A 14,594-nucleotide genomic window follows, 5' to 3' on the forward strand; every position below is an offset into this window, starting at 1 on the left:
TCGTACTTTATGTAGATATAGTCCGACTGGACACACACGGGGGACGGGGCGATACCGAGGCTGCATGACCGACTTCATCCACATCTCGCTGGCTTTTCCGACTGTCATTTTCACTTTCCTTCTCGTGGTGGTCATCGCCTATTGGCTGGCCGTCATCACCGGTCTCTTCGAGCTTGAAGACGACGCCGCATGGCTGGGATTCGGGGGCGTTCCCGCCGGTGTCGCGCTGTCGCTCTTCGTCGCGCTCGCCTGGCTGCTGTGCTTGATCGGCGCCACGGTGACGAGCGGCGGCCTGCTCGTGGCCGTTCCCTTCGCCGCCTTGGCCGTGGCCTGGCTCGCCATACGTACGCTGCTGAAACCCTTGCGAGCGCTCTTCCCGCAAGGGGAGACGCGCTCGCGCAGCGACTTCGTGGGCCAGATGTGCGTGATCCGCACCGGCACCGCCACTCCGGACTTCGGCCAGGCCGACGTCACCGCCGCCGACGGCTCTTCCGCGGTCGTGCAGGTGCGCACGACCGGCGCCGACCGCCTGTCCCGCGGCGAGCACGCACTGATCTTCGACTACGACAAAGACGGCGAGTTCTTCTTGGTCATGCCGTACGAAAGTGAGCACTGATGGACGTCATCTCCACCGGTTTCGGCGTTTTCCTCGCCGTCATCCTCGTCATCGTGATCGGCCTGCTGCTCGTGATCGGCCGCCTTTTCCGCAAGGTCGAGCAGGGCAAGGCACTCATCGTGTCGAAGATCAATAAGGTCGATGTGACGTTCACCGGCGCGGTGGTCCTTCCGGTCATCCATAAGGCCGAGGTCATGGACATTTCGGTCAAGACCATCGAGATCGAACGCACCGGCCGCGAGGGCCTGATCTGCCGCGACAACATCAGAGCCGACATCAAGATCACATTCTTCGTACGCGTGAACAAGACCGCCGAAGACGTGATCAAGGTCGCGCAGGCCATCGGCACCGCCCGCGCCAGCGACGAGTCCACGCTGCAGGAGCTGTTCAACGCGAAGTTCTCCGAGGCGCTGAAGACCGCGGGCAAGCAGCTCGACTTCGTCGACCTCTACACCAAGCGCGACGAGTTCCGCGACGAGATCGTCCGGCTGATCGGCACCGACCTCAACGGCTACAGCCTTGAGGACGCCGCGATCGACTACCTGGAGCAGACCGCGCTGCACCAGCTCGACAAGAACAACATCCTCGACGCGCAGGGCATCCGCAAGATCACCGAGCTGACGGCGATCGAGCACGTGCGGACCAACGAGTACCAGCGCAACGAGGAGAAGGAGATCACCCGCCAGAACGTGGACGCCCGCGAGGCGATCCTGGAGCTGGAGCGCCGCCAGGCCGACGCGGAGATGAAGCAGCGCAGGGAGATCGAGACCGTCAAGGCCCGCGAGGAGGCGGAGATCGCCCGCGTCCAGGCCGAGGAGCGGCTGCGCGCCCAGACCGCGCACCTGAAGACCGACGAGCAGCTCGGCATCGCGAACGAGAACCGCGCCCGCGAGATCGCCGTCGCCGAGAAGAACCGCGAGCGGGTCATCGCCATCGAGTCCGAGCGCATCGAGAAGGACCGCATGCTGGAGGTCATCGCCCGCGAGCGGGAGACCGAGCTGTCGCGCATCGCCAAGGACAAGGAGATCGAGACCGAGAAGCGCTCGATCGCCGAGGTCATGCGCGAGCGCATCGCGGTGGACAAGACCGTGGCCGAGCAGGAGGAGGCCATCAAGCGGCTGCGCGTGGTCGAGGAGGCCGAGCGCACCCGCCAGCAGGTCATCATCGCCGCCGAGGCCGAGGCCCAGGAGAACCTGGTCAAGGACATCAAGGCCGCAGAAGCCGCCGAGGCCGCGTCCAAGTTCAAGGCCCGCGAGGAGCTGGTGCTCGCCGAGGCCCGGCAGCAGGCCGCCGACCTGGAGGCGCGCGCCAAGATCCGGCTGGCCGAGGGCCTGCAGGCCGAGGCCGCCGCGGCGGGCCTGGCCGAGGTGCAGGTCAAGGAGCGCGACGCCGAGGCCATCGAGAAGGTGGGCCGCGCCGAGGCGCTGGCGCTGAAGGAGCGGCTGGCCGCCGAGGCCGAGGGCGCCAGGGCGATGGCGCTGGTCGAGGGCGAGCGGCTCAAGGCCCAGGCCGAGGGCGAGCAGGCGATGGCGCATGCCGCCGCCGCTGCCGTGGGCGAGAAGCTGAAGGCCGAGGCCGAGGGTCTGACCGAGAAGGCCGCCGCGATGGCCGCGCTGGACGAGGCGAGCCGCGCCCACGAGGAGTACCGCCTGCGGCTGGAGGCCGACAAGGAGATCCGGCTCAAGCACATCGACGTCACCCGGCAGGTCGCCGAGTCGCAGGCCAGCGTGCTCGCGGCCGGGCTGTCCAAGGCCAACATCGACATCGTCGGCGGCGACACGATGTTCTTCGACAAGGTGGTCGGCTCGATCACCGCGGGCAAGGCCGTGGACGGGTTCGTGAACCACTCCAAGCTGGCCGACGCCATCGCCGCGCCGTACGTCAACGGCGAGGCGAGCTTCGCGCAGGACCTGGCGAACGTGATCGGCGGCGTGAGCACGGAAGACCTCAAGAACGTCACCGTCTCGGCCCTGCTCATGCGGCTCATCCAGAACGGTGGCCCGCAGTCGTCGGCCCTGCATGAGCTGCTGGAGACCGCCCGCAGGCTGGGCGTGGCGGACTCGCCGGTCTCGGTGGCGGCCGCCTCGCCGGTGTCCGTGCCGGCCGGCGCCAAGTGAGCTCGCTCGAAACGAGCCTGGAGGCGGGCACCTACGAGGTGCTGAGGAACCGCCTCCAGGCTCAGGCCAAGGCGCTCGCCGAGGCGGCGGCCAGGCTCAACGACGAGCGGCTGAAGGTGTTCGGCGGCACGGAGCTGCGCCTGCTCGGCACCGAGCGCATCCGTACGGAGCACAACTGCGTCCCCAGGGACATCGTCTCCCTGGGCGACGTGATGCTCTTCGGCTACAACGTGTTCATCGGGCTCAAGCCGGAGACGACGGTGTCCGACGTGTTCGCCGTGCACCGCTTCTCCAGGGACGGCGACGCCTTCCGCTTCGACACCGACCGGCTGGCGGCGCTGGAGGACCCGGCGTTCAAGAAGGACTTCGCCGAGCTGTACCGGTACTACAAGGAGACCCGGCTGCAGCAGCTCAGGCGGGTCGAGGGCAAGCTGCTCGCGGTGTTCATGACCGGACCCGGCGACACGCGGGTGCTGCGCTGGGCGGTCGACGAGCACGGAGTACCGAAGTACCTGGACAACCGGGGCGAGCGGGACCACGTGTTCCCGCCGTCCCACGACTTCGAGTGGATCGCCACCACCCGCGACGACCACGTGCTCGGCCGCCACCCGCACATCTCGATCGAGGGCGAGGTGTTCGTCGAGACCGTCGGCGGCGACCTCACCATCAAGATCGAGGACAACACGGAGACCGGGGCGGGCATCTACGCCGAGCCCGTGGCCGAGCCGCTGCAGAGCCTCGGCGACGCCGACGTCGAGTACGCCCGCGTCGGGCCGCTCATCCTCATGCGGATCCGGCCGTACAAGGAGCCCGACTGGCGCTACCTGGTGTTCAACACCCGCACCAAGGCCGTCGAGCGGCTCGACGGCATCGGGCAGGCGTGCCAGCGGCTGCCCGAGGACCAGGGGCTGATCTTCCCCGGCGGCTACTACCTGGCCACCGGGGTCAGCAAGACGTTCGACACCGACGTCACGGACCTGGAGTTCGAGCGCGTGGTGCGCTCACCCAACGGCGAGGACGTCCTGTACGTCTTCCACGCCAGGGGCGACGGGCGCTCGCTGCTGCTGCCGTACAACGTGATCAGGAAGGAGGTGGCCACCCCCATCGTCTGCCACGGGTACTCGCTGTTCGACGACGGCACGATGGTGGTCTTCCGCGCCACCTCCGACGAGCCGACGCGGGTGCACCCCATGCAGGTGTGGCAGACGCCGTACGTGTCCGACACGTACGCCGCCGCCCAGCCCGCCGGCACCGGCCCCCTGGAGCGCATCGGCAACGCCGAGCTGGTGCGCGGCATCTCCGACTGCCTGTCGGTGGCGCGGATGGTCGAGGAGATGGCGCCGTCGGCCGGCACGTTCGAGGGGCTGATCGCGGCCTGCACACGGGCGTTCGACTCCTACCACTGGCTGGGCGAGCACGGCCTGCTCGGGCCGCTCACCGACGTCCGCGCCACCGCCGAGCAGGTGCTCGACGAGTACGAGAACGTCGAGCAGCTCACCCGCGAGGCCGCGCGCACGCTGGCCGCGGCCGAGGAGGAGACCGGCCGGCTCGTCCGCCGCGCGCAGGCCGACGACCCGGCCACCGCCGACGCCTGGGTGACGCTGCTGGCCACGCTGCGCCGCGCCCAGGGCCACCTGGTGACGCTGCGCGAGACCCGTTACATCGACCTGGCCGCGCTCGACCGGCTGTCGGAGGCCGTCGCCGAGGCGGTGGACGACACCGGTCGGCGGGCCGTCGCGTTCCTGTCCGGTGAGGACGCCTTCACCGAGTACCACGCCGCCGTGGAACGCCTGGCCGCCGAGGCCGCCGCCATCGAGACCGCCGCCGAGGCCGCGCCCGTCGCCGACCGGCTCGCCGAGCAGGCCGAGGGGCTTGAGGTCGTCACCGAGGTCGTCGGGTCGCTGGACATCGCCGACGCGACCGTGCGCACCTCGATCCTGAGCCGCATCGCCGAGGTGCTCGGCGGCGTGAACCGGGCCAGGGCCGTGCTCGACGGCCGCCGTCGCGAGCTGCTCGGCGCGGAGGGCAGGGCCGCGTTCGCCGCCGAGTTCGCGCTGCTCGGGCAGGCCGTCACCGGCGCGCTCGCGATGGCCGACACGCCCGCCAAGTGCGACGAGCAGCTCGGCCGGCTGATGCTGCAGATCGAGAACCTGGAGACGCGCTTCGGCGAGTTCGACGACTTCGCCGCGCAGCTCGCCGCCAAGCGCGAGGACGTCTACGAGGCGTTCTCCGCGCGCAAGCAGACCCAGCTCGACGAGCTGGCCAGGCGCGCCGACCGGGTCTTCGCCTCCGCCGAGCGGGTGCTGTCGGGCGTCAGCAGGCGGCTCGGCTCGCTCGCTTCGCTGGACGAGGTCAACACCTACTTCGCCACCGACCCGATGGTGGCCAAGGTCCGCTCGGCCGCAGCCGAGCTGCGCGAGCTGGGCGACGCCGTACGGGCCGAGGAGCTGGAGGGCCGGGTCAAGGCCGCGCAGCAGGAGGCGGGCCGGGCCCTGCGCGACCGCCTCGACCTGTACGACGACGGCGGCGAGACGCTGCGGCTCGGCCACCACCGCTTCGCGGTCAACACCCAGCCGATCGACCTGACGCTCGTGCCGCACGACGGCTCGATGCACTTCGCGATCACCGGCACCGACTACCGGGCGCCGGTGCCCGACTCGTTCGCCGACACCCGGCCGTTCTGGGAGCAGACGCTGGTGTCGGAGACGCCGGAGGTGTACCGGGCGGAGTACCTCGCGGTCTCCCTGCTCGACGAGGTCACGCCGGGCGCGCCGCTCGCCGACGTCGTCAGGCGCGCCGCCGAGTCGCGCTACGACGAGGGATACGAGCGCGGCGTCCACGACCACGACGCCACGCTCATCCTCGACACGCTGGTCCGGCTCCGCGACGGGGCGGGGCTGCTGCGCTATCCGGCGGACGTACGGGCGGCGGCGCAGCTCTTCTGGGCCTTCGGGACGGACGAGGTTTCACGTAAAACATTGGCCACCCGGGCCGCGTCGCTGGTGCGCGCCAGGGAGCTGTTCGGCCCCTCGGCGGCGGTCGCCGAGCTGGCCGGGGAGCTGGGCGCGGCGATCGCCCGCTTCATCGAGCAGACGGCCCCCTCCTGGCCGTCCGGGCTCGCGCCGCTCGCGGGCGAGTACCTGGTGGAGGAGCTGGGCGGCACTCCCGCCGGCTTCGTCACCGGGAAGGCGGCGCGGGACCTGCTCGAAGGGTTCCGTGACGCGCTCGGCCCGGCCAAGAGCCGCGAGTTCGACGACGATCTGAAGACGCTTCCGCTGCCGGAACGCCTCCAGCTCGCCGACGCCTGGCTGAGCGCGTACCGCAAGGGGCCCGAGCTGCCCGAGGCGGTCGCGGTGCTGCTGTGCGACCTGCCCCGCCACGACTCCAGCGCCACCACGGCCGAGACCGTGCACGGCCTGCTCGGCACCCACCCGCGCATCAAGGACCGCTCGCTCGACCTGCGGCTGGACGAGATCCTGCCGCGCGTGCGGCGGTTCGCGGCCGAGCGGGTGCCGGCCTTCCGCGCCTACCAGCGGCGCAGGAGCGAGCTGGTCGAGGCCGAGCGCCGCCGCCTGCGCCTCGACGAGTACAAGCCGAAGGTGATGAGCGCCTTCGTCCGCAACCGGCTGCTCGACGAGGTCTACCTGCCGCTCATCGGCGACAACCTGGCCAAGCAGCTCGGGGCGGCCGGGGCGGGCAAACGTACGGACCAGAACGGCCTGCTGCTGCTCATCTCGCCGCCCGGCTACGGCAAGACCACGCTGATGGAGTACGTGGCCAGCCGCCTCGGCCTGGTCTTCGTCAAGGTCAACGGCCCCGCGCTGGGCCACGAGGTGACCTCGCTCGACCCGGCCGACGCGCCCGACGCCACGGCCAGGCAGGAGGTCGAGAAGATCTCGTTCGCCTTGGAGACGGGCAACAACACCCTGCTCTACCTGGACGACATCCAGCACACCTCGCCCGAGCTGCTGCAGAAGTTCATCTCGCTGTGCGACGCCCAGCGCCGCATCGAGGGCGTCTGGAACGGGCGCACGAAGACGTACGACCTGCGCGGCAAGCGGTTCGCGGTGGTCATGGCCGGCAACCCGTACACCGAGTCGGGCAAGCGCTTCCAGATCCCCGACATGCTCGCCAACCGGGCCGACGTGTGGAACCTGGGCGACGTGCTGACCGGGCGGGAGGAGCTGTTCGCGCTCAGCTACATCGACAACGCGCTGACCTCCAACCCGGTGCTCACGCCGCTCTCCGGCCGCGACCGGTCCGACGTCGAGCTGCTGGTACGCCTGGCCAAGGGCGACACCACCGTCCAGCCGGACCAGCTCAAGCACCCGTACACCAAGCCCGAGCTGGAACGGATCCTGGACGTGCTGGGCAAGCTGATCCGGGTCCAGGAGGTGGTGCTGGCCAACAACCGGGCCTACATCGCCTCGGCGGCCCAGGCGGACTCGGCGCGTACGGAGCCGCCGTATCGGCTGCAGGGGTCGTACCGGAACATGAACAAGATGGCCGAGCGCATCGTGCCCGCGATGAACGATGCCGAGCTGGAAGCGCTGATCGACGATCACTATCTGGGCGAGGCGCAGACGCTGACCGCCGACGCCGAGGCCAACCTGCTCAAGCTGGCCGAGCTGCGCGGCCGGCTGACCCCCGCTCAGGCGGAGCGTTGGGCGGCGGTCAAGGCCGCGTACCTGCGGGACAAGGCGCTGGGCGGGGCCGAGGACGACCCGATGGTGCGCGCGGTCGGCGCGCTCGGCCTGCTCGCCGACCGTGTGGGCGAGGTCGGCTCGGCGATCGAGCGCTCGAACCGCTGAGGGGCCTCGCGCTTCGCGCGGCCAGGCAGGCGGAACGGCCTCACCTCTGTACGGCGTTCGGGGGCGGCGTGGCAGGACCGCCGCCCCCGAACCGGGGGAAGCGCCGGATGTCCTCCCCCTGGTGGGAGGCGGCCAGAACCGGAGGGAAAGCCTGTGCCGCCCCCTGGCTGAGGTGGTCAGAGCCGGATGGAGGCGGCGCGGGTGACCGCCTCCTGGCTTGCGGGCACGAGCGGGAGGCGGACGTCCGGCGTCGGGATGAGCCCGCGGGCGTGCAGCACGCCCTTGATGACGGTCGGGTTGGGCTCGGCGAACAGCGCCGCCGACAGCCGGGCCAGCCGCCGCCCGAGGTCGCGGGCCCGTGCCACGTCCCGGGTGTGCCAGGCGGTCACCAGGTCGGCGAAGCTCCTGGTCTCCAGGTGCGCGGAGGCCAGGATGCCGCCCACCGCGCCGAGCGCCAGCATCGGCGAGATGACCGCGTCGTCGCCGCCCAGCACGGCGAAGCCCTCGGGCACGTCGCCCAGCAGATCGACGGCGTCCTGATCGACGCCGCCCGTCGCGTACTTCACCCCCGCGATGTTCGGGTGCGCGGCGAGCCGCCGCAGCGTGGCCGCGCTCACGGCCTGCCCGGTCCGGTACGGGATGTGGTAGATCACCAGCGGCACCGGCGACTCCTCGGCCAGCGCCTCGAAGTGCGCGATGACGCCGCGCTCGCCGGGCCGCAGGAAGTACGGCACGGTCACCAGCGCCGCGCTCACCCCGGAGGGCAGCACGCGCAGGGCCGCCGCCGTGCCGCGGGTGTCGTTGCCGGTGACGCCCACCGTCAGCGGGACCTCCCGCTCGGCGCAGACCCGCGCGCACGCCTCGATCACCCGCGCCCGCTCGTCCTGGTCGAGCGCCGCGACCTCACCGGTGGTGCCGAGCGCGACCAGCCCGGACGCGCCCTCGTCGAGCACGTGGCGGCCGAGCTTCTCGATGGCGTCCACGGCCACCGCGCCGGCGGCGTCGAAGGGAGTGATCAGCGGTACGTGGATTCCGGTCAGCATGCTTCGAGCGTGCCGCCCCGCCATACGTTAGGTCCAGCACGGATTTCTTCGTTCGAGCTTAAGCTGAACTTATGCTCGATCCTCGCAAGCTGCACCTTCTCCGCGAGCTGGCCAGGCGCGGCACGATCGCCGCCGTCGCCGAGGCGGTCACGTTCACGCCGTCGGCCGTCTCCCAGCAGCTCAGCGCGCTCGAACGGGAGGCGGGGGTGCCGCTGCTCGAGCGCACCGGGCGCACGGTGACGCTGACGCCCGCGGGTCACCTGCTGGTCGAGCATGCGCAGGCCGTGCTTGAGCAGCTCGAACGCGCCTCCGCCGCGCTCGCCGCCGCCCGCGGCGGGCCCCTGGGTCCGCTGCGCATCGGCGCGTTCCCCACGGCGGCCCGTGTGCTGCTGCCGCCCGCGCTCGCCGACCTGACCGGCTCGCACCCGGGCCTTGAGCCGATGGTGTCGGAGATCGACCCCGCCGACGTCTCGGCCGCGCTGCGGGCCGGGGAGCTGGACGTGGCGCTCGTGCACGAGTACGACTTCGTCCCGCCCGTCACCGACGCGTCCATCGAGACGGAGCCGCTGTTCAGCGAGCCGATGTACCTCACCGACCGGCCGTCGATCGCCGCCGCCCGCGACGACCCCTGGATCACCGGCAAGCCCGGCACGCTCTGTCACCTGATGGCGATCAGGGCCTGCCAGGCGGCCGGGTTCGAGCCGATCGTCCGGCATCACATCGACGACTTCGACACCGTGCTCGCCTTCGCCGCCGCGGGTCAGGGGGTCGCGCTCGTGCCGCACCTCGCGGCCACCGCGCCGCCGGAGGGCGTCCGGCTCACCCCTCTGCCGCTCGGCCGCCGCACGCTCGCGGCCTTCAGACGCGGGAACGGCGAGCACCCGGCCATCAGAGCGGCCGTCACCGCCTTCCGCACCGCCACCGCCCACCTGCCGCTCTGACCCGGCGGGTCGCGCGGAGAGCGGCGGCCGGTCTATCGGCCGAGCACGGCGTCCAGGGCGGCCTCCGCGCTGGTGTGCGCGCGGTCGTACTCCCCCGCCGTCATCGCCACCACGAGCCGCTCATCGGGTACGAGGAGCAGCCGCTGACCGCCGTTGCCGACGGCCTGGGCCCGATCGCCGCCGCGTCCCTCGTGATGATCTCGACGATGAGCGCACTCGCGCCGCCGTAGTAGCGCCACCGCGTCACCCGCTCGGCCGGTCCCATGGTCATCCCTTCGCCGAGCCGGACGTCGCCGCGCGCAGCTCGGCCAGTGCCCGCTCCCACGGGTCGCCGTCGCGGTCGAGGACGAAGCGTACGCCGTCGGCCTGCAGGTCGCGGACGCTGCGCCGGTACGCGGTGCGCGACGACAGCGCCTCGTTGACGAACGGCAGCACCACCACCGGCCGGCCCAGCCCAGGCGCCTCTGCCAGCACGCCCAGCGCGTACGTGTCCGCGATGCCCTGCGCGAACTTGTTGATCGTGTTGTACGTGGCGGGCGCCACCACGAACGCGTCGGCCCTGGGCGGCTTGGGTTCGTGCGGCTTGCGGTAGCGGCTGCGCACGGGCCGCCCGGTCTGGCGTTCGAGGGCCGGCACGTCGATGAAGTCGAGCGCCGACGGCGTGGCCACGACCTGCACCTCCCAGCCGTCGTCCTGCGCCATGCCGACGAACCTGCCGACCTCGGAGGCCGCGCCCGCGGCGCAGACCACGAGGTAGAGCTCCCCCTTCACGCGCTGCCCTCCCACACCCGGCGAAACCGATGTCCAGCATCCCCTATTTCGCCGGGAAACGGCCACGCGCGACGACACCCCGCTCACACGCCGCCCGCGCCACCGCGCCCGCCGTCGCACGAATCGCACCACCACACCCGCCGTCACACGAACCGCACCACCACACCCGCCGTCACACGAACCGCACCACCACACCCGCCGTGCCGACCATCCCCGCCGTCAGACGGCCTTCGTGGTCTCCGCGGCCGAGAGCGGCGCGGCGATGTCCTCCAGCCCCTTGCGTTCCGCCTTCACGCCCAGGAACAGCTCCACGAGCCCGCCCGCGATCATGATCAGCGCGCCGATGGTGAACGCCAGCGCCGTGTCCCCCGGCACCCCGCTCTCCACCAGCGAGGAGAACACCAGCGGACCGGCGATGCCGCCCGCCGCCGTACCGATGGCGAAGAAGAACGCGATGGCCATGGCCCTGGTCTCCATGGGGAAGATCTCGCTGACCGTCAGGTACGCCGAGCTCGCCCCCGCCGAGGCCACGAACAGCACCACCGACCAGCACGCAGTCAGCGTCACCGCCGTCAGCGCGCCCTCGTTGAACAGCCACGCCGTGCCCAGCAGCAGCACCCCCGACCCGATGTACGTGGCCGAGATCATCGGAATCCTGCCGATCGTGTCGAAGAGGTGGCCGAGCAGCAGCGGGCCGAAGAAGTTGCCGAGCGCGATGACCGCGAAGTAGTAACCCGTGTAGGTGTCGATGCCGAAGAACGTGGACAGGATCTGCGCGTACCCGAAGGTGATGGCGTTGTAGAGGAACGCCTGCCCGATGAAGAGCGACAGCCCCAGCACCGTGCGCTTGGGGTAGAGCGCGACCATGGTGTGCGCGATCCGGACGAACCCGATCGACTTGCGCTGGTGGATGGTCATCGCCTTGTCGGGCTCCGGCAGGTCGTCCCGGCCGATCTGGCGCTCGACGTCGTCGACGAGCTGTTCGGCCTCGCGGTCCCTGCCGTGGATGAACAGCCAGCGCGGGCTCTCCGGCACGTTGCGGCGTACCAGAAGGATGGCCAGACCCAGCACCACGCCCAGACCGAACGCGACCCGCCACCCGATGTTGACCGGCAGGTCGTTGAGCAGCGGCACGGTCAGCAGCGCGCCGCCCGCCGCACCGAGCCAGTAGCTGCCGTTGATGATGATGTCGATGCGACCTCGATGCCGGCTCGGGATCAGTTCGTCGATGGCGGAGTTGATGGCCGCGTACTCGCCGCCGATGCCGAACCCCGTGATGAACCGGAACAGGAAGAACCACCACGCGCTGAAGGAGAGCGCGGTCAGCAGCGTCGCCACCAGATAGACGACCAGCGTGATGATGAACAGCTTCTTGCGGCCGAACCTGTCGGTCAGCCAGCCGAAGAACAACGCTCCCGAGCACGCGCCCGCGACGTAGAGCGCGGCCGCCGTACCCGCCACCTGCGCCTGTGTGATGTCGAGGCCGCTGCCTGGCGTGGCGAGCCGCGCCGAGAGGTTACCGACGATCGTGACCTCGAGCCCGTCGAGGATCCACACGGTGCCGAGGCCGATGACGATCATCCAATGCCAGCGGGACCATGGCAGCCGATCAAGCCGGGCGGGCACCTTCGTGGTGATGGTGCCGGTTTCAACGTCGCTCATAAGGTCACGTCGCTACCCGGTGAGCGGAATTTCTATCCGGTCGGCTTCCTGGCCTCGACGATCGTGGTGGCGAACCAGGGACCGCCGTACCAGTAGCGCCACCCGGCATCGCGCCGCCGCACGTCGATCACGCCGAGGTCGCGCAGCGTCTGCTCGTAGTCGGGGGCGTGCTGGAAGTCGGCGAGCAGCATGAGCCCGCCGGGCCGCAGCACCCGGTACGCCTCGCGCACGGCCTGCGCGCGGCCCTCGGCCGACGGGATGTTGTGCAGCGCCAGGCCGGAGAGCACGACGTCGAAGCCGTCGTCGCGAAAGGGCAGGTCGCGCAGGTCGCCGGTGACCAGGTCCACCCGGTCGGCGACGCCTTCCGCCTCGGCGTTGGCCCTGGCCGCGGCCTCGGTGTTGCCCGTCTGGTCCTTCGAGAGCCACAGGTCGACGCCGGTCGCCCGGCCGCCGTCGGTCAGCCGTCTGGCGGCCGTCAGCAGCACCGCGCCCCGGCCGCAGCCGAGGTCGAGCACCCGTTCGTCGCCGCGCAGCCGCCGCAGCTCCTCGTCCCAGACCGCGAACTTGCCGCGCCTGGTCGTGTAGAGGTAGCTGAACGCGCTGGCCAGCGTGTAAAGCCCGCCGAAGGTGAACGCGACGCCCGCGGCGGCGACGTCGACGACGAACGAGATCACCGCGAGGGCCAGCAACAAGATCGCGCCCAGGAAGAGGCCCACCAGGGGCCACGGCGCGTCGAAACCGTAACGACCGTGTCGCTTGCGCACACTCAAGTTATATCTCAAGTTTCGCTTGACTGGTATTTGAAGCAACTCTTCCCTTTCGCGCCAAGGGCCCGGAGCGGAGCATTACTACCGTTGCTGGGATGGGCCGTCTATGGGGGTTTGACCAGGCATGACGGGAGCAAATCGACGCTTCGGACTCGGCGCGAGCCTCGCGCTGACGGTGGCCTCGACACTGCTGTGGGGCGTCGCCCACCTCGCCGTGGAGCGCCGCAGAACAGGGCTGGCGCTGATGGCCGCGTACGTGCTGATGCTGGCCGGCGTGCTGACCGTGTTCACCGCGTTCAGCACCCACCTGCTCTCGCTGGCCGTGCAGCCCTACTGGCTGTCCTGGCTCACCGCCGGGGTCGCGGTGATCGCCCTGGCCTGGACCGGCGTGATCGTGTGGTCGTGGCTCCTCGTCCGGCCCGAGCGCTCCGACACCGTCGGCCGCTTCTTCAGCACCACGCTGACGGTCGCGCTGTGCGCGCTCATCCTCGCGCCCACCGTGTACGCCACCCGCCTCGCCTACCTGTCCCGCGACGTCGTCAACACGCTCTTCACGCCCAGCAGCACCACCGCGCCCGTGCTCGCCCAGGACCCGTGGAACGGTGCGGAGCGGGTCAACTTCCTGCTGCTCGGCGGTGACGCCGCGCCGGGGCGTCCGGGGGTGCGTACCGACAGCATCACCGTGGCCAGCGTGGACGTGGAGACCGGCGCCACCGTGCTGTTCGGCCTGCCGCGCAACCTGCAGCGGGTGCCGCTGCCCGCCGGCCCGGCCAGGGACCTCTTCCCGTACGGCTTCACCGGCAGCGGCCCAGACACGCCGGGGCTGCTCAACGAGATCTACCAGTACGCCGAGGATCACCCCGAGATGGTGCCCGGCGTGGCGGCGGGCAAGCGCGGATCCACCCTTTTGAAGGCCACTGTCAGCGACATCCTCGGCATCCCGGTGAGCTACTACGCCATGGTGGACATGAAGGGCTTCGCCGAGATCATCGACGCCATGGGCGGCGTGCAGGTCACGATCAAGGCCCCCATCGTGTACGGCAAGTACCGCGAGGGCCTGCTGCCCGCCGGCACCCGCAAGCTCTCCGGCCAGGAGGCGCTCTGGTTCGGCCGCTCGCGCACCGACAGCGACGACTACGTCCGCATGGGCCGCCAGAAGTGCCTGCTCAACGCCGTCGCCAAGCAGGCCGACCCGGTGACGGTGCTGAACAGCTTCGAACGCCTCGCCGCCGCCACCAAGCGCGCCATCTCCACCGACCTCCCCCAGGACCTGCTGCCCGCCGTCATCGACCTGGCCGGCAAGGTCAAGAACGCCAAGATCCGCAGCCTGAGCTTCGTGCCGCCGCTGATCAACACCGCGTACCCGGACTGGTACCTCATCCGCCGCAAGGTCAAGGAAGCGCTCGACCCGCCCGCCTCGACCACGACCGCGACCGCCCACGCCCCCACCGCCACCACCACCCCCGCCCAGGACGACCCCCTCACCCTGGACACCGCCTGCCAGTAGGCCCTCCCCGATCGCCGATGAGCCCCTGGGGCTCCGGTGAGTCCCGAGCTCCGGCGAGCCCCGGGCCCCGGCGAGCACGGGCCCCGGCGAGCCCCGGGCCGCGGTGAGCGCGCCGGCGAAAGCCCACCACCCCACCGCCACGCGCCTCGCACCAAGAGCGAGTGGGGCCACTGCGCGGCTCAGGCAGGCGAGCGCCTTGGGCCACTGCAAGCTCGGACCGGTGGGCCCCTCCGGCCGGTTGCAGGCTCGGACCGGTGAGCCACTCCGGCCGGTTGCAGGCTCGGACCGGTGAGCCACTCCGGCCGGTTGCAGGCTCGGACCGGTGAGCCACTCCGGCCGGTTGCAGGCTCGGACCGGTG

Annotated in this window: 10 protein-coding genes; 5 read left to right on the plus strand and 5 right to left on the minus strand. The window is 70.9% G+C overall.

Annotated features, from left to right (window positions below; genetic code table 11):
* Nucleotides 1-64: 64 nt before the first annotated feature.
* From AB0K67_RS24535 to AB0K67_RS24545, 3 genes are read left to right on the plus strand one after another with little or no spacing between them, the layout of a single operon-like run.
* Entirely contained in the window at nt 65-616 is a 552-nt protein-coding gene (locus AB0K67_RS24535) for a hypothetical protein (RefSeq protein WP_364064377.1), read from the plus strand.
* Complete coding sequence (locus AB0K67_RS24540) at nt 616-2,733, plus strand: flotillin family protein (RefSeq protein WP_364064380.1); 2,118 nt, start codon at nt 616-618, stop codon at nt 2,731-2,733. The genes AB0K67_RS24535 and AB0K67_RS24540 overlap by 1 nt, the downstream gene beginning before the upstream one ends.
* On the plus strand, nt 2,730-7,544 hold the full coding sequence (locus AB0K67_RS24545) for a DNA repair ATPase (protein ID WP_364064382.1): 4,815 nt from the start codon (nt 2,730-2,732) through the stop codon (nt 7,542-7,544). Before AB0K67_RS24540 ends, AB0K67_RS24545 begins: the two co-directional genes overlap by 4 nt.
* Before the next feature lie 176 nt (nt 7,545-7,720).
* On the opposite strand, the gene dapA is transcribed toward AB0K67_RS24545, so the two are convergent.
* Nucleotides 7,721-8,587 carry a 4-hydroxy-tetrahydrodipicolinate synthase gene (dapA, locus tag AB0K67_RS24550; RefSeq protein ID WP_364064385.1) on the minus strand — a complete coding sequence of 289 codons (867 nt, stop codon included), beginning with the start codon at nt 8,585-8,587 and terminating at the stop codon, nt 7,721-7,723.
* A 71-nt stretch (nt 8,588-8,658) separates the two neighbouring features.
* On the opposite strand from dapA, the gene AB0K67_RS24555 reads away from it, so the two are divergent.
* Nucleotides 8,659-9,528 carry a LysR family transcriptional regulator gene (locus tag AB0K67_RS24555; RefSeq protein WP_364064387.1) on the plus strand — a complete coding sequence of 290 codons (870 nt, stop codon included), beginning with the start codon at nt 8,659-8,661 and terminating at the stop codon, nt 9,526-9,528.
* A 100-nt stretch (nt 9,529-9,628) separates the two neighbouring features.
* Here AB0K67_RS24555 and AB0K67_RS24560 read toward each other — a convergent pair whose 3' ends face one another.
* The 4 genes from AB0K67_RS24560 to AB0K67_RS24575 all read right to left on the minus strand — a co-directional run bounded on the left by AB0K67_RS24560 (nt 9,629) and on the right by AB0K67_RS24575 (nt 12,725).
* Nucleotides 9,629-9,793: a hypothetical protein gene (locus AB0K67_RS24560; RefSeq protein WP_364064390.1), complete on the minus strand. Its 165-nt coding sequence runs from the start codon at nt 9,791-9,793 to the stop codon at nt 9,629-9,631.
* A gap of 2 nt (nt 9,794-9,795) precedes the next feature.
* Nucleotides 9,796-10,299, minus strand: coding sequence for a flavoprotein (locus tag AB0K67_RS24565; protein ID WP_364064392.1), 504 nt, complete (start codon nt 10,297-10,299; stop codon nt 9,796-9,798).
* Nucleotides 10,300-10,518: 219 nt separating this feature from the next.
* Nucleotides 10,519-11,961, minus strand: coding sequence for an MFS transporter (locus tag AB0K67_RS24570; protein WP_364064395.1), 1,443 nt, complete (start codon nt 11,959-11,961; stop codon nt 10,519-10,521).
* Nucleotides 11,962-11,993: 32 nt separating this feature from the next.
* Entirely contained in the window at nt 11,994-12,725 is a 732-nt protein-coding gene (locus AB0K67_RS24575) for a class I SAM-dependent methyltransferase (RefSeq protein WP_364064397.1), read from the minus strand.
* 127 nt (nt 12,726-12,852) lie between these two features.
* Between AB0K67_RS24575 and AB0K67_RS24580 the strand changes: the two genes are divergently transcribed.
* On the plus strand, nt 12,853-14,235 hold the full coding sequence (locus AB0K67_RS24580) for an LCP family protein (RefSeq protein ID WP_364064399.1): 1,383 nt from the start codon (nt 12,853-12,855) through the stop codon (nt 14,233-14,235).
* Nucleotides 14,236-14,594 lie beyond the last annotated feature (359 nt).

This window comes from Nonomuraea sp. NPDC052634, assembly GCF_040678535.1.
GTDB classification, from domain to species: Bacteria; Actinomycetota; Actinomycetes; order Streptosporangiales; family Streptosporangiaceae; genus Nonomuraea; species Nonomuraea fastidiosa.